Source organism: Variovorax sp. KK3 (assembly GCF_001984055.1).
In the GTDB taxonomy this organism is placed as follows: Bacteria; Pseudomonadota; Gammaproteobacteria; order Burkholderiales; family Burkholderiaceae_C; genus Variovorax.
On record NZ_LYVO01000010.1, the window covers coordinates 72,954 to 87,667 of the forward strand.

Below are 14,714 nucleotides of genomic sequence, written 5' to 3' on the forward strand. Positions count from 1 at the left end.
CGCGATCATGCCGCCATCGAATGACGGACAGCTTGCAAGGCTCATCCGGCGAAGCGGTGCCACAGGGCTGCGATCCAGACGCCGCTGCACAGCAGGATGGACATCAGCACGGCGGCGCTGCCCAGGTCCTTGGCGTTCTTGGAGAGGGCGTGCCATTCGGGCCCCACGCGGTTGATGGCGGCCTCGATGCCGGTGTTGAGCAGCTCGACGATCATCACCAGCACGACCAGGGACACGAGCAGCGCCACCTCGACCCAGCTGCGCCCGACCCAGAAGGCGGCCGGCACCATGACGATGGCGAGCAGCACTTCTTGTCGGAACGCGGTTTCGCCCCAGCCGGCGCGAAAGCCGTCGAGCGAGATCAGGGTGGCGTGCCAGATGCGGTTCAGGCCACGCCGTGCCTTCTGCGGATTGACGGGTTGGTTCACGATGCTCATCGGCGGCTCATAGGTTTGGACGCGATCAGCCGGGTGCCGGCCCATGCGTCGTGCCAGAACTGGCGTTCGGGATGGAAACGGGACAGCAGGGCCCAGACGATCACCCAGCCGAAGATCAGCACCGACGATTCGCCGCCGCCCAGCTTGAAGGGAGCGATGGCGGCCAGCGGCGGCAGGAACCAGATCCAGCAAAGCAGGTAGCGCAGCAGCGCGCGGCTTTGCGTGACGGGGCGGCCGAGGCGGTCGACCACGCGCAGGCCCCAGGTCTTCATGGCGAGCGTCTGGCCACGGGACCAGAACCAGACGAAATAGACGCCGAAGACGACGAACAGGAAGGCCTGCAGCAGGTGCCGGCGGGAGTCCATCGCGTCGCGCATCTGGCCCAGCGTGCTGAAGAGCCAGCCTGCGACGAAGACCACGGCGAAGAGCAGCATGCCTTCGTAGAGCCAGCAGGCCATGCGGCGCCACAGGCCGGGTGCGACGAGGGTGCTGGGGGAGGACGGGAAAGAAGAGTCGGCGAGCGTCGGACCGCTCGCGCCGACCCCGTCAGGGGAACTGGAAGCCATCCGCAGCTTGTATCACGGCGCAGCGGACGGCTGGTCGGAAGCGCGGACGGACGGTGTGGCGGAAACGGACGGCTCGGCCGTCGATTCGGAAGGCGGCGGCACCTGTGCCTCTGCCGCCACGGGAGCTCCGGTGGGCGAAGCGGTCGTGGTGGCCGGCGCCGCCGCGGGAATGACAGCCGGAAGCCGCGTGACCACCGGCGCCGGCGGCGTCAGCTGTATGCGGGGTGTGTGGCTTCCGTCCGACGCGAGCGAGGGCAGGGGAGCCAGCTTCTGCGCCGGCACGGGCCGGATTGCAGCTGCGGCGCCCGGACGGGGCACCGCGCGCGAAGCCAGTTCGCGCTTTTCGTCTTCGCTGAGCGCCTGGTAGGCCTCCCACTTGGCCTTGCGCTCGTCGGCGGGAACCTGCTTGACCTCGGCGAAGTTGAAGCGGGCCTGGGAGCGCTCTTGGTTGCTGAGCTGGGCCCAGGCCGTCATGCGGCTATGCAGGATCTGCTGTTCGTCCGTGGAGAGGTCGGCGTAGTTGCGCGAGAGCGCCAGCCACTTGCGCTTGTGCGGCTCGGTCAGGGTGTCCCAATGGGGAGCAAGCGGTTCGAGCGCGCGCTGCTGACGGCTACTCAGGTCGCGCCACAGCGGCTTGGAGGCGATCGGCCTGGAGGCCACGGCAGCGCCCGGCTCGGCCTTGGAGGACTGCGCACCGGCCGGGCACGCTGCCAGGCCGGCCAGCGCGATCAGGACGACTGCACCCGCCGTCGCAGCCGAATGAATCGGCAGCGTCACTTTTGCGAGGGGGCGGCGGGGCTGAAGCATGCGAAGCGGGATGGAAGGGTTCAGCGCTGCGTGGCGCTTTCGGATTTCAGGAACTGAGCGAAGCCGGGGTCGGTGTAGGCCGAGGGCGGCAGATCGTCCGTGAGCAAGGCTGCATCGACTTCGGCCAGTTCGTTGGCGCGGTTGTCTTCCTGCAGCGTGGTGATGACCACGAGGCCGGCCACCAACGCGACCAGCGGGATCACCGAGCCGATGCGGGTCCACCAGCCGCCGCCCAGTGCCGCGGCACCGCCGCTCTGCACGACGGCAGGGGCGGCCTGCAGCACCCGCACCACCTTGCGGCGCGCCAGGGCCTGCTCGCGGGCAGCGCGCAGGCGCTCGCCGATGTCGTGCGGCAGTTGCTGCGTTCCGGCCGACAGCCGTGCGGCCACGCGGCGGCCGAACAGCTCTTCGGTTGCGGCAGCGGTGGTCGAAAGCGTTGTGTTCATAGCGAAATTCCCTTGGCCTTGAGTGCCTTGCTCAGGGCGTGGACGGCACGCGAGCAGTGCGTTTTGACGCTGCCTTCGGAGCAGCCCATTGCAGCGGCCGTCTCTGCGACGTCCATCTCTTCCCAGTAACGCATCAAAAACGCCTCGCGTTGACGAGTCGGAAGCGCGGCGATTTGTTCCTCGATCTGGTGAAAGATCTGGTTACGCCGCGTGCTGTCTTCCGCGCTTTCGCTTTCCCGCGTGTCGGGGCCGGCCGTGAAATGCTCGAGCAGGTCGAATTCGCCGTCGTCGGCGACCGCCTCGAAGTCGTTCATGTTCGAGAACAAGGCGCGGCGCGTCTTCTGGCGGCGGAACCAGTCCAGGGTGCAGTTCGAGAGAATGCGCTGGAACAGCAGCGGCAGCTCGTTGGGCGGCTTGTCGCCGTAGTGCTCGGCGAGCTTCATCATGCTGTCTTGCACGATGTCGAGCGCGGCTTCCTCCTCTCGCACGTGGTAGACCGTGCGCTTGAAGGCCCGCCGCTCGGCGCCTTTCAGGAAGTCGGAGAGTTCTTTTTCAGTGGCCAAGCGGATCTGGCGCAGGGGGCGCCGCGTGGGGAATGTCTCGAAGACGAAGCTTGCTTTTGTCGCCGCGGATTATGCCTTCCGGCCATAAGGGGCGCTCCGGCCGCGGCCGCGCGGCTTTTCCAATGTCATAATCCGCGCTGCAAGTCAAAAGGCAAACGGGTCACGGTCCGGCGGTTCGACAAGTCCGCTCATGGCTTTGGCCTCAAGTTTCGACGCAGCTTCACAAGAGCCCGCGAAGAAGCACCCAAGGTTTTTCGTTCCCGAAAAAACGCAAAGGTTGATCATGGAAATGTCAAAGGCGGAACTCGCGTCCGCAGCAGCCGTCACCGGCAGTCAAACGCAAGAACTCATGGGCGCCGAGGTGCTGGTCAAGGCACTGCAGGCCGAAGGCGTGCAATACGTCTGGGGCTATCCAGGCGGCGCCGTGCTCTACATCTACGACGCTTTCTACAAGCAAGACACCATCCAGCACGTGCTGGTGCGTCATGAGCAGGCAGCCGTGCACGCTGCCGACGGCTATGCGCGCGCCACAGGCGACGTCGGCGTGGCGCTCGTGACCTCCGGTCCCGGCCTGACCAACGCGGTCACGGGCATCGCGACGGCGTACATGGACAGCATCCCCATGGTGATCATCTCGGGCCAGGTGCCGACGGCGGCCATCGGGCTCGATGCTTTCCAGGAATGCGACACCGTCGGCATCACCCGGCCGATCGTCAAGCACAACTTCCTCGTCAAGGACCCGAAGGACCTGGCGATGACGATGAAGAAGGCCTTCCACATCGCACGCAGCGGCCGTCCGGGCCCCGTGGTGGTGGACGTGCCCAAGGACGTGTCCTTCAAGAAGGTCAGCTACAACGGCTATCCCGATAAGGTCGAGATGCGCTCGTACAACCCGGTGCGCAAGGGCCACGGCGGCCAGATCCGCAAGGCGCTGCAGTTGCTTCTCTCGGCCAAGCGCCCTTACATCTACACCGGCGGCGGCGTTCTGCTCGGCAACGCGACGAACGAGCTGCGCGCGTTGGTCGACATGCTGGGCTACCCGGTCACCAACACGCTGATGGGCCTGGGCGCCTATCCGGCCAGCGACCGCAAGTTCCTGGGCATGCTGGGGATGCACGGCACCATCGAAGCCAACAACGCGATGCAGAACTGCGACGTGCTGCTGGCGGTGGGTGCACGCTTCGACGACCGCGTGATCGGCAATCCCAAGCATTTCGCGCAGAACGAACGCAAGATCATCCACATCGACATCGACCCGTCGAGCATCTCGAAGCGGGTGAAGGTCGACATCCCGATCGTCGGCGACGTGAAGGAAGTGCTGACCGAGCTGATCTCGATGATCAAGGAAAGCCCCCAGCGCGCCGACCCGAGCGCTCTGGCCGGCTGGTGGGAGACCATCGAGAGCTGGCGCAGCAAGGACTGCCTCAAGTACGACCGCGGCAACAAGGACGTGATCAAGCCGCAGCACGTGGTCGAGACGCTCTGGGACATGACCAAGGATGCCGACACCTACATCACGTCGGACGTCGGCCAGCATCAGATGTGGGCGGCGCAGTACTACCGCTTCGACGAACCGCGCAGGTGGATCAACTCCGGTGGCCTGGGCACCATGGGCGTGGGTATTCCGTACGCCATGGGCATCAAGCTGGCCAAGCCGGATTCGGAAGTGTTCTGCGTCACGGGCGAGGGCTCGGTGCAGATGTGCATCCAGGAGCTTTCCACCTGCCTGCAGTACAACACGCCGATCAAGATCGTTTCGCTGAACAACCGCTACCTCGGCATGGTGCGCCAGTGGCAGGAGATCGAGTACTCCGGCCGCTATAGCCACAGCTACATGGATGCGCTGCCCAATTTCGTGAAGTTGGCCGAGGCCTATGGGCACGTCGGCATGCTGATCGAGCGGCCGCAGGACGTCGAACCCGCGCTGCGCGAAGCTCGGAAGCTCAAGGATCGGACCGTGTTCATGGACTTCCGCACCGACCCCACCGAGAACGTGTTCCCGATGGTCAAGGCGGGCATGGGCATCACCGAGATGCTGCTGGGTTCCGAGGATCTGTAACGGACGACAAGTCGGCCTGCTGCGCGGGCCGGCTCCTTGTTTAACTTTTTTCGCGGATGAATCTATTGTCCGCCGAGCCCGTGCATTACCGTGCGCGGGGGAGGGCGGCGAAAAGAGGATTCCCTTGCTGACATGAAACACATCATTGCCGTGCTGCTCGAAAACGAGCCCGGTGCACTCTCCCGCGTCGTGGGCCTGTTTTCCGCCCGTGGCTACAACATCGAATCGCTCACCGTCGCGCCGACCGAGGACCCGAGCCTGTCGCGCATGACCATCGTCACGGCCGGCTCGGACGACGTGATCGAGCAGATCACCAAGCACCTGAACCGCCTGATCGAGGTGGTCAAGGTCGTCGACCTGACCGAAGGCGCCTACACCGAGCGCGAGCTCATGATGGTGAAGGTGCGTGCGGTCGGCAAGGAGCGCGAGGAAATGATGCGCATGGCCGAGATCTTCCGCGGCCGCATCATCGACGTGACCGACAAGAGCTACACCATCGAGCTCACCGGCGACCACGGCAAGAACGACGCCTTCCTCGAGGCGATCGACCGTGGCGCCATCCTCGAAACCGTTCGCACCGGCGCCAGCGGCATCGGCCGCGGCGAGCGCATCCTGCGCGTCTGAACCAGCCCCCGCCCTCTCAACCACACATCACCGAATCTACGAAGGAGCAACACCATGAAGGTCTATTACGACAAGGACGCCGATCTGAGCCTGATCAAGGGCAAGACCGTGGCGATCATCGGCTACGGCAGCCAAGGCCATGCGCACGCGCAGAACCTCAACGACAGCGGCGTGAAGGTCGTGGTCGGCCTGCGCAAGGGCGGCGCCTCCTGGCCCAAGGTCGAGAAGGCCGGCCTCAAGGTCGCCGAAGTGGCCGATGCCGTGAAGTCGGCCGACGTCGTGATGATCCTGCTGCCCGACGAGCAGATCGCCAGCGTCTACAAGAACGACGTGGCTCCGAACATCAAGGAAGGCGCGTCGCTCGTGTTCGCGCACGGCTTCAACGTGCACTACGGCTTCGTCCAGCCGCGTGCCGACCTCGACGTGTGGATGGTGGCGCCCAAGGCCCCCGGCCACACCGTGCGCAGCACGTACACCCAGGGCGGCGGCGTGCCGCACCTGATTGCGGTGCATGCCGACAAGAGCGGCAAGGCGCGTGACCTGGCCCTGTCCTACGCCACCGCCAACGGCGGCGGCAAGGCCGGCATCATCGAAACCAACTTCCGCGAAGAAACCGAGACCGACCTGTTCGGCGAGCAAGCCGTGCTGTGCGGCGGCACCGTCGAGCTGATCAAGGCCGGCTTCGAGACGCTGGTGGAAGCCGGCTATGCGCCCGAGATGGCCTACTTCGAGTGCCTGCACGAGCTCAAGCTGATCGTGGACCTGATCTACGAAGGCGGCATCGCCAACATGAACTATTCGATCTCGAACAACGCCGAGTACGGCGAGTACGTGACGGGTCCGCGCATCGTGACCGACGAAACCAAGAAGGTCATGAAGCAGGTCCTGAAGGACATCCAGACCGGCGAGTACGCCAAGAGCTTCGTGCTCGAGAACGCCGGTGGCGCGCCCACGCTGATCAGCCGCCGCCGGCTGAACGCAGAGCATCAGATCGAGGTCGTCGGCGAGAAGCTGCGCGCGATGATGCCCTGGATCAAGAAGAACAAGCTGGTCGACCAGACTCGTAACTGATCGGCGCCGATCCAGCCTCAGAGGGCCACCCGCGAGGTGGCCCTTCTTCTTTGAGGCCGCCTCGGCCGCTGAACTACACTGCCGCGATCCATGCATGACGACACGCTCCCCGACGATGCAGCGCCGCGCAAGCGCCGCAAAGGCATCTACATCCTGCCCAACCTGTTCACGCTGGCGGCGCTGTTCGGCGGTTTTTATTCGGTCGTGATGGCCATGAACGCGCGCTTCGACCTGGCGGCGCTGGGTGTGTTCGCCGCGATGATCCTCGATAGCCTGGACGGGCGTGTGGCTCGCATGACCAACACGCAAAGCGCCTTCGGTGAGCAGATGGATTCGTTGTCCGACATGGTGTCGTTCGGCGCGGCGCCGGCCCTGATCGCCTACGAATGGTCGCTCAAGGGCCTCGGGCGCTGGGGCTGGATCGCTGCCTTCGTCTACTGTGCGTGCGCGGCATTGCGGCTCGCGCGTTTCAACGTCAATACCGGCGTGGTCGACAAGCGCTGGTTTCAAGGACTGCCGTCGCCGGCAGCGGCGGCGTTGGTGGCGGGCTTCATCTGGCTCATGACGGAATGGGGCAAGCGCGGTGGCGAGGTGCTGTATCTGTCGTGGCACCAGATCACCTGGATCACCTTCGCTTTCACGCTCTACGCCGGGCTCACCATGGTGACCAACGTGCCGTTCTATAGCTTCAAGGATGTGCAGATGAAGCGGAGCGTGCCCTTCGCGGTGATCGTGTTGATCGCGCTGGCCATCGCCGTCATCAACATCCATCCGCCGACGGTGTTGTTCGGCGTGTTCGTGGCCTACGGCCTGAGCGGGTACGCCGTCTACGCCTGGCGCAAGGCCAAGGGCCAGCACGTGAGCGTGATCAGCACCTCGACGGAAGAACCCGACGAGCGCGGGCTGCACAAGTGATTCGGCCTGTGCTACATTTGCCGCTCCCATGAACAAGCTTTCGCTGGCCCTACTACTGATCCCCCACGGGCGGAGACGGTAGAGCGCGCAAGCGACATTCCCTCACACGGCCCGTTCGCACCAGCAACGGGCCGTTTGTTTTGGGGTTGCTGGTTGTCCATCCAACCATAGCGAGAAATACCAGATGTTGAAGCAACCCGACCGCAAGTACCGCGCCTCCGCACCGATCGGCCTCAAGGACCGGACCTGGCCCGATGCCGTGCTGACCCAGGCCCCTATCTGGCTGTCGACCGACCTGCGCGATGGCAACCAGGCGCTGGTGGAACCGATGGACATCGCCCGCAAGATGCGGATGTTCGAAACGCTGGTGGCCATCGGCTTCAAGGAGATCGAGGTCGGCTTCCCCTCCGCATCACAGATCGAGTTCGACTTCGTCCGCAAGCTGATCGAGGAAGACCGCATTCCCGACGACGTCACCATCCAGGTGCTGACCCAGGCGCGCGACCATTTGATCGAGCGCACCTTCGAAGCGCTTCAGGGCGCGCCTCGCGTCATCGTGCATCTGTACAACGCCGTCGCCCCCATCATGCGCCGGGTCGTCCTCGGCATGGATGAAGACGAGATCGTCGAGCTCGCCACCACGCATGCCCGCCTGTTCAACGAGCTTGCCGCCAAGCAGCCGACGACGAAGTGGACCTTTCAGTATTCGCCCGAGATGTTCTCGGGCACCGAGCTGGCCTTCTCGAAGCGAGTTGTGGACGCGGTCACCGCGGTGTGGGCACCGACGCCCGAGCGAAAGTGCATCGTCAACCTGCCCTCGACCGTCGAGCATTCGACGCCGAACATCTTCGCCGACATGATCGAGTGGATGCACCGCAACCTGGCGCGACGCGACTCGATCGTGCTGTGCGTGCATCCGCACAACGACCGCGGCACCGGCACTGCGGCCGGTGAGTTCGCCCTGATGGCGGGCGCCGAGCGTATCGAGGGCTGCCTGTTCGGCAACGGTGAGCGCACCGGCAACCTCGACCTGGTGAATGTCGCGCTCAATCTCTACACACAGGGCGTTTCGCCGGGGCTGGACTTCTCCAACATCGACGAGATCCGCACCACCGTCGAGCACTGCAATCAGTTGCCGGTGCACCCGCGCCATCCCTACGTGGGCGACCTGGTGTACACCTCCTTCTCGGGCTCGCACCAGGACGCGATCAAGAAAGCCTTCGCGGCCCGCAAGGAAGGCGATGTGTGGGACATGCCCTATCTCCCCATCGACCCCAAGGACGTGGGCCGGAGCTACGAGGCGGTGATCCGCGTCAACAGCCAGTCGGGCAAGGGCGGCATCTCGTACCTGCTCGAAAGCGAATACGGTCTCGAACTGCCGCGGCGCCTGCAGATGGAGTTCAGCCAAGTGGTGCAGCGAGTGATGGACGTCGCCGGCAAGGAGCTGACGGCGGCCGATCTCTGGCATTTGTTCGAAGGCGAATACCGCCTCGGCGACCAGCAGGCCGCGCCCCAGCACCGGGTGCTGGAGGAACGAGGCGAGGGGGGCGACGCCGAGGTGGTGCTGCGCGCCGACCTGCCCTGGGAAGGCGAACTGCGTCGCATCGAAGGCCGTGGCAACGGGCCGATCGATGCCTTCATTCACGCGCTGGCCGATGCAACGGGGCACGCCATTCGCGTGATCGACTATCACCAGCACGCGATCGGCACCGGTGCCGATGCGCAGGCGGTGGCTTATCTCGAACTGCGCGTGGACGAAAGCCAGACGCTCTTCGGTGTTGGACGCGATGCCGACATCGTTTCGGCTTCGCTCAAGGCGATCGTCTCCGGCCTGGTGCGGGCCAGGGCGCAGGGCGCGTCCAGCGCACAATCGGAGGCTGCGCAAGCCGCCTGAATCTAGGAGACCCACGATGGCCGACAAACTCATCATCTTCGACACCACCCTGCGCGACGGCGAGCAATCGCCCGGCGCCTCGATGACCAAGGACGAGAAGCTGCGCATCGCACGCCAGCTCGAACGTCTGCGGGTGGATGTGATCGAAGCCGGCTTCCCGGCCAGCTCGAATGGTGATTTCGAGGCCGTCGCGGCGATCGCCGCTGCGATCAAGGAGTCGACGGTCTGCGGCCTTTCGCGGGCGAACGACCGCGACATCTCCCGCGCAGCCGAGGCGCTGAAGGGCGCGGCCAGCAGCCGCATCCATACCTTCATCGCAACGTCGCCGCTGCACATGGAGAAGAAGCTGCGCATGACGCCCGACGAGGTGTTCGAGCAGGCCAAGCTGTCGGTGCGTTTCGCGCGCAACCTGGTCGGCGATGTCGAGTTCAGCCCCGAAGACGGCTATCGCAGCGACGTCGATTTCCTGTGCCGGGTGCTCGAGGCCGTCATTCATGAAGGCGCGACGACCATCAACGTGCCCGACACGGTTGGTTATGCCGTGCCTGAGCTCTACGGCAACTTTATCCGGACGCTGCGCGAGCGCATTCCGAACAGCGACAAGGCCGTCTGGTCCGTCCACTGTCACAACGACCTGGGGATGGCGGTCGCCAACTCCCTGGCAGGCGTGAAGATCGGTGGGGCGCGGCAGGTCGAATGCACGATCAACGGCCTGGGCGAGAGGGCCGGCAATTGCTCTCTCGAAGAAATCGTGATGGCCGTGAAGACACGAAAGGACTACTTCGGGCTCGAGCTTGGTATCGATGCCCGCCACATCGTGGCCGCCAGCCGCATGGTCAGCCAGACCACCGGCTTTGTCGTGCAGCCCAACAAGGCCGTGGTCGGCGCCAACGCCTTCGCGCACGCCTCGGGCATCCACCAGGACGGCGTGCTCAAGGCACGCGACACCTACGAGATCATGCGGGCCGAAGACGTGGGCTGGGCGGCCAACAAGATCGTGCTCGGCAAGCTGAGCGGCCGCAATGCATTCAAGCAGCGGTTGCAAGAACTGGGCGTGACGATGGGGAGCGAGGCCGACATCAACACCGCCTTTTCACGCTTCAAAGAGCTGGCCGATCGAAAAAGCGAAATATTTGACGAAGACATCCTCGCACTTGTAAGCGACGAGGAGCACTCGCACGTTTCCGAACAGTTTGGTTTTGTATCCTTGGCGCAGCACAGCGAAACCGGCGAGCGGCCTCAGGCGCGGATCGTGTTCACGGTGCAAGGCAAGGAAGTCACGAGTGTGTCGGATGGCAATGGCCCGGTCGATGCTTCGCTGAAGGCCATCGAAGCCCACGTCAATAGCGGGGCGGAGATGGTGCTCTATTCGGTGAATGCGATCAGCGGGTCGACCGAGAGCCAGGGTGAAGTCACGGTGCGGCTGCAGAATGCCGGCCGGGTCGTCAACGGCATCGGTGCCGATCCCGACATCGTGGTGGCTTCTGCCAAGGCTTACTTGAGTGCGCTCAACAAGTTACAGAGCCAAGCTGAGAGAGTGGCAGCACAAGGTTAGTAGAAAGTGTGATCCTTTGAATCGTTTGAAGAAAAGGATGCAAGTAACTGATATTGCCTGCCTTTTTTGATTTCGATACACTGCGGTCTCTGATCGTCGCCGCTGGAGATTTTTGATGCCCGAAGCCCGCTCTTTTCGAGTCTCCAGCCAGCGGTTCCTCCCCGCTCTTCGCTTCGTCGCCGTCGCGCTTTGCGCCACGGCGTTTTTGTTGCCCGCAGCGCAGGCAGCCAACAAGAAGGCAGCCGCCGCCAAGAAGGCGTCAACCAGCGTCGACAGCAAGCGCAGCACGGCAGCCAAGTCTGCGGCTCCTCGCGCAGCATCTTCCAAGCGCAATACCGCGAAGGCCGAGCAGGCTGACCGCGTCGTGAGCGGTGGCCGCAACGTCGTCGCATCGATCCGCAAGCGCGACGGCAAGACGGTGGTCGCGGTGCAACGTCGGTCGGTGGTGCGCGTGCCCGAAGTGGCGGCGCGCCAATCGTTCGGTCAACTCGCCGGCCTTCACCACACCGAAGACGCACTCGACCTCAAGTCGAGTGTCGCGCTGGTGATCGATCAAGACACGCACGAAGTGCTCTTCAGCAAGAACGACAGCGTCGTACTGCCGATCGCCTCGTTGACCAAGCTCATGACGGGCCTGCTCATCAGCGAGGCTCACCTGCCGAACGACGAGCTCATCACCATCACCCAGGACGACGTCGACACCGAGAAGGGAAGCCGGTCCAGGCTGACCGTCGGTACCACGCTGCCGCGCGGCGAGATGCTCCACCTGGCGCTGATGTCGAGCGAGAACCGCGCAGCACACGCGCTCGGCCGCACTTACCCGGGCGGGCTCGCCACCTTCGTGAGCGTCATGAACGCCAAGGCCAAGATGCTGGGCATGAAGGACACGCGCTACGTCGAGCCGACCGGCCTGTCCAGCCGCAACCAGTCGAGCGCGCAAGACCTGGCCCTTCTGGTCAATGCCGCCTACGCGGATTCCACGGTGCGCCAGCTGTCCACCTCGCCCGAATACCAGGTCGAGGTCGGCAACCGGGTGCTGCAGTACAACACCACCAATCGCCTGGTGCGCAGCCCGGAATGGGACATCGGTTTGCAAAAGACCGGCTATATCTCCGAAGCCGGCCAGTGCCTCGTGATGCAGGCCAAGATCGCCGGGCGCAAGCTGATCATGGTGTTCCTCGACTCGGCCGGCAAATTCGGCCGCATCGGCGATGCCGAGCGCGTGCGGCGGTGGGTCGAGGCCAATCCTCACCTGACCAACCCGGCGGCTGCCCAGCCGGTGCTTGCTCAGCAAGTCGCGGGCTGAACCTCTTTTCTTCCCGCGAGCACCCAAGGCGCCCCAGGCTTCAAGCCGCAGCGGGCGGCGCCTTCGCGCTGTAGCCCAGCGCGTTCGAAATCTCGTCGGCGGTGGCCTGCAGCTTCGGCAGCCAGCCATCGTCGAGCCGATCGGCCGGCGCCGAAATCGACAGCCCGGCCACCAGCTTCCCCTGATCGTCATAGATGCCAGCGGCCATGCAGCGCACGCCGAGTTCCAGCTCTTCGTTGTCACGTGCGATGCCGTACTGGCGTGCTTTCGACAACTCGCGCTCCAATGCCGGCAACTGGGTGATGCTGTTGCGGGTGTGACCGGCCAGGCCGGTACGGGTGGCGTAGCTGCGAACGCGCTGGGGCTCGTCGACCGCCAGGAACAGCTTGCCGGTGGACGTCAGGTGCAGGGGCGCCCGTCCGCCGATGGCGCGAACCACCTGCATGCCGGAGCGCTCGCTGTAGGCGCGTTCGATGTAGACGATCTCGTCGCCCTGGCGCATGCTGAGGTTGACCGGCTGCTGCGTGAGCTTGTGGAGCTCGCGCATCGGCGTCATTGCCGCATCGCGCACGTTGAGCCTTCCCTTCACAAGGTTGCCCAACTCGAGCAGGCGCATGCCGAGCCGGTAGCTGCCCGCCTCGGGCCGGTCGACGAAACGGCCGACCGCCAGGTCGTTGAGGATGCGGTGCGCGGTGGAGGGGTGCAGGCCGGTTTTCTCGCTGATTTCCTTCAGGGAGATCGCTTCTTCGCGTGAAGCCAGGACGTCGATCAGCGAGAACATGCGCTCGATCACCTGGATGACCGGCGTGGCCGGAACGTCTGATTGGGGTTTTCTCATGGCAACGCGGTGGTGGAACCGGTTGCGATTTTACTTGGTGAAATCGTTTGTTGCTTGCCAGCGGCCGCCGACCAGCACTTCATGTGGCGCGAAACGCGCCTTGTAGTTCATCTTGGCGCTGCCCTCGATCCAGTAGCCCAGATAGACGTGCGCCAGGCCCAGCTTGCGCGCCTGCTCGATCTGCCAGAGAACGCTGTAGTTGCCGTAGCCCGCGCATGCCTCGGGCTCGTAGAAGGTGTAGACGGCCGACAGGCCATCGTTCAACACGTCGAGGATGGACACCATCTTGAGCGCGCCCGGGCTGCCGTCGGCTTGCGTCTCGCGAAACTCCACCAGCCGCGAATTGACCCGGCTCTGCAGCAGAAACTGGGTGTACTGGTCGATGCTGTCGTGGTCCATGCCCCCGCCTGCATGGCGACCGTTCTGGTAGCGCAGGTAGAGCTGGTAGTGCTCGGGCACGAAGCACAGCTTGAGCACGCGTGCCTGCAGGTTCGCATGGCGCGCCACCGCCCGGCGCTGGCTGCGGGTGGGCCTGAACTCGTTCGCCAGCACGCGCAGCGGCACGCACGCGTTGCAGCCGTCGCAGTGGGGCCGGTAGGTGAACATCCCGCTGCGCCGGAAGCCGCTGAGAACGAGGTCCGAGTAGGCGTCGTTGTGGATCAGATGGCTGGGAGTCGCCACCTGCGAGCGGGCCTGCCGGTCCGGCAGGTAGCTGCACGGGTAGGGCGCCGTCGCGTAGAACTGCAGCGTGTGGAGCGGGAGATCCTTGAGGTGCGTCACGTCGGTCGAGAGCTTGGCGTGGGCAGGAGGTCGAGCCAGTATACGGGCTCGAAACGCCACGACGGGCCGGCCAATCGGCGTGCCCCTGCCACGTGTGACAGAAAGCGTGCACGCGGCATCTCCTCTGCGCCCAGGCTGGCCAGGTGGCTCGTGTTCTGCTGGCAGTCGATCATGCCGATGCCATGGTGGCGGCAAAAGGCGATGAGCGCCGCCAGTGCGATCTTGGACGCGTCGGGCCGGCGGGCGAACATCGATTCGCCGAACACGGCGCGGCCGATCGCCACGCAATAGAGGCCGCCGACGAGTTCGCCGGCGATCCAGGTCTCGACGCTGTGCGCATGGCCGGCGCGATGCAGCGCGGTGTAGGCCTGCACCATCTCGGGGAGGATCCAGGTCCCCGTCTGGCCCTCGCGCGGCGCCTGTGAACAGGCCCGGATCACCGCCTCGAAGCCGTGGTCGATGCGGATTTCGCAACCCGGCTCGACAACGAATCGCTGCAGCGTCTTGCGCAGCGAGCGGTGCAGGCGAAAGCGGTCGACCTCGAGCACCATGCGCGGGTCCGGGCTCCACCAGAGGATCGGCTGGCCTTCGCTGAACCACGGGAAGATGCCATGCGAATAAGCCTGCAGCAGGCTCGGCACGTCGAGGCCGCCACCTGCGGCGAGCAGTCCGGGGACGGGGTCGGATTCACCCCAGGCCGAAGCGGCGTCGGGAAGCGGGTCACCGGGGGCGAGCCAGGGCAGTTGCATAGTCGAAGATATACACGGCTTCGGATGGGCGTGACGCCGCCGCGATGCCGAATGGGTGGGAAGCCCATATAGTCGTCGCTGGCGTGCGGCTCGCGCACAACAGC

General features: G+C 64.8%; 15 protein-coding genes. 7 read left to right on the forward strand and 8 right to left on the reverse strand.

The window, feature by feature from the left end:
- Positions 1-41: 41 nt before the first annotated feature.
- The 5 genes from B0W80_RS07315 to B0W80_RS07335 all read right to left on the reverse strand — a co-directional run bounded on the left by B0W80_RS07315 (position 42) and on the right by B0W80_RS07335 (position 2,819).
- A complete protein-coding gene (locus B0W80_RS07315; RefSeq protein WP_076998461.1) occupies positions 42-437 on the reverse strand; it encodes a diacylglycerol kinase in 396 nt (131 codons plus the stop codon).
- Entirely contained in the window at positions 434-895 is a 462-nt protein-coding gene (locus tag B0W80_RS07320; protein WP_373038390.1) for an RDD family protein, read from the reverse strand. The genes B0W80_RS07315 and B0W80_RS07320 overlap by 4 nt, the downstream gene beginning before the upstream one ends.
- A gap of 120 nt (positions 896-1,015) precedes the next feature.
- On the reverse strand, positions 1,016-1,810 hold the full coding sequence (locus B0W80_RS07325) for a DUF3106 domain-containing protein (protein ID WP_083745236.1): 795 nt from the start codon (positions 1,808-1,810) through the stop codon (positions 1,016-1,018).
- 20 nt (positions 1,811-1,830) lie between these two features.
- Positions 1,831-2,256, reverse strand: coding sequence for a DUF3619 family protein (locus B0W80_RS07330; protein WP_076998463.1), 426 nt, complete (start codon positions 2,254-2,256; stop codon positions 1,831-1,833).
- The gene (locus B0W80_RS07335) at positions 2,253-2,819 is read right to left on the reverse strand and encodes an RNA polymerase sigma factor (protein WP_076998464.1); all 567 of its coding nucleotides are present in this window, start codon (positions 2,817-2,819) and stop codon (positions 2,253-2,255) included. The genes B0W80_RS07330 and B0W80_RS07335 overlap by 4 nt, the downstream gene beginning before the upstream one ends.
- 283 nt (positions 2,820-3,102) lie before the next feature.
- Here B0W80_RS07335 and B0W80_RS07340 point away from each other — a divergent pair, with 283 nt between their 5' ends.
- The 7 genes from B0W80_RS07340 (at position 3,103) to B0W80_RS07370 (ending at position 12,243) form a co-directional block, all read left to right on the forward strand.
- On the forward strand, positions 3,103-4,878 hold the full coding sequence (locus B0W80_RS07340; RefSeq protein WP_076998465.1) for an acetolactate synthase 3 catalytic subunit: 1,776 nt from the start codon (positions 3,103-3,105) through the stop codon (positions 4,876-4,878).
- 132 nt (positions 4,879-5,010) lie between these two features.
- Positions 5,011-5,502 (forward strand): acetolactate synthase small subunit, encoded by a 492-nt coding sequence (gene ilvN / locus B0W80_RS07345; RefSeq protein ID WP_076998466.1) that lies wholly within the window; start codon positions 5,011-5,013, stop codon positions 5,500-5,502.
- Between the two features lie 54 nt (positions 5,503-5,556).
- The gene (ilvC, locus tag B0W80_RS07350) at positions 5,557-6,573 is read left to right on the forward strand and encodes a ketol-acid reductoisomerase (protein ID WP_076998467.1); all 1,017 of its coding nucleotides are present in this window, start codon (positions 5,557-5,559) and stop codon (positions 6,571-6,573) included.
- A gap of 90 nt (positions 6,574-6,663) precedes the next feature.
- A complete protein-coding gene (gene pssA / locus B0W80_RS07355; RefSeq protein WP_076998468.1) occupies positions 6,664-7,488 on the forward strand; it encodes a CDP-diacylglycerol--serine O-phosphatidyltransferase in 825 nt (274 codons plus the stop codon).
- 184 nt (positions 7,489-7,672) lie between these two features.
- Positions 7,673-9,382, forward strand: a complete 1,710-nt coding sequence (gene leuA / locus B0W80_RS07360) for a 2-isopropylmalate synthase (protein ID WP_076998469.1) — start codon at positions 7,673-7,675, stop codon at positions 9,380-9,382.
- 16 nt (positions 9,383-9,398) lie between these two features.
- The gene (locus tag B0W80_RS07365; RefSeq protein ID WP_076998470.1) at positions 9,399-10,937 is read left to right on the forward strand and encodes a 2-isopropylmalate synthase; all 1,539 of its coding nucleotides are present in this window, start codon (positions 9,399-9,401) and stop codon (positions 10,935-10,937) included.
- A 115-nt stretch (positions 10,938-11,052) separates the two neighbouring features.
- Positions 11,053-12,243, forward strand: a complete 1,191-nt coding sequence (locus B0W80_RS07370; protein WP_076998471.1) for a serine hydrolase — start codon at positions 11,053-11,055, stop codon at positions 12,241-12,243.
- Between the two features lie 40 nt (positions 12,244-12,283).
- Here the strand turns inward: B0W80_RS07370 and B0W80_RS07375 are convergent, their stop codons facing one another.
- Genes B0W80_RS07375 through aat form a run of 3 tightly spaced genes read right to left on the reverse strand, consistent with a single transcriptional unit; the run spans position 12,284 to position 14,610 of the window.
- On the reverse strand, positions 12,284-13,081 hold the full coding sequence (locus B0W80_RS07375; protein ID WP_076998472.1) for an IclR family transcriptional regulator: 798 nt from the start codon (positions 13,079-13,081) through the stop codon (positions 12,284-12,286).
- Positions 13,082-13,111: 30 nt separating this feature from the next.
- Positions 13,112-13,861 (reverse strand): arginyltransferase, encoded by a 750-nt coding sequence (locus B0W80_RS07380; protein ID WP_076998473.1) that lies wholly within the window; start codon positions 13,859-13,861, stop codon positions 13,112-13,114.
- Complete coding sequence (aat, locus tag B0W80_RS07385; protein WP_076998474.1) at positions 13,858-14,610, reverse strand: leucyl/phenylalanyl-tRNA--protein transferase; 753 nt, start codon at positions 14,608-14,610, stop codon at positions 13,858-13,860. Before aat ends, B0W80_RS07380 begins: the two co-directional genes overlap by 4 nt.
- Positions 14,611-14,714: the final 104 nt, after the last annotated feature.

Coding starts and splice junctions, on each gene's coding strand:
- ilvN (WP_076998466.1), top strand. CDS start 5,011: ATGAAACACATCATTGCCGTGCTGCTCGAAAACGAGCCCGGTGCACTC.
- B0W80_RS07315 (WP_076998461.1), bottom strand. CDS start 437: ATGAGCATCGTGAACCAACCCGTCAATCCGCAGAAGGCACGGCGTGGC.
- pssA (WP_076998468.1), top strand. CDS start 6,664: ATGCATGACGACACGCTCCCCGACGATGCAGCGCCGCGCAAGCGCCGC.
- B0W80_RS07320 (WP_373038390.1), bottom strand. CDS start 895: ATGGCCTGCTGGCTCTACGAAGGCATGCTGCTCTTCGCCGTGGTCTTC.
- B0W80_RS07340 (WP_076998465.1), top strand. CDS start 3,103: ATGGAAATGTCAAAGGCGGAACTCGCGTCCGCAGCAGCCGTCACCGGC.
- ilvC (WP_076998467.1), top strand. CDS start 5,557: ATGAAGGTCTATTACGACAAGGACGCCGATCTGAGCCTGATCAAGGGC.
- B0W80_RS07325 (WP_083745236.1), bottom strand. CDS start 1,810: ATGCTTCAGCCCCGCCGCCCCCTCGCAAAAGTGACGCTGCCGATTCAT.
- leuA (WP_076998469.1), top strand. CDS start 7,673: ATGTTGAAGCAACCCGACCGCAAGTACCGCGCCTCCGCACCGATCGGC.
- B0W80_RS07365 (WP_076998470.1), top strand. CDS start 9,399: ATGGCCGACAAACTCATCATCTTCGACACCACCCTGCGCGACGGCGAG.
- B0W80_RS07375 (WP_076998472.1), bottom strand. CDS start 13,081: ATGAGAAAACCCCAATCAGACGTTCCGGCCACGCCGGTCATCCAGGTG.
- B0W80_RS07330 (WP_076998463.1), bottom strand. CDS start 2,256: ATGAACACAACGCTTTCGACCACCGCTGCCGCAACCGAAGAGCTGTTC.
- B0W80_RS07370 (WP_076998471.1), top strand. CDS start 11,053: ATGCCCGAAGCCCGCTCTTTTCGAGTCTCCAGCCAGCGGTTCCTCCCC.
- aat (WP_076998474.1), bottom strand. CDS start 14,610: ATGCAACTGCCCTGGCTCGCCCCCGGTGACCCGCTTCCCGACGCCGCT.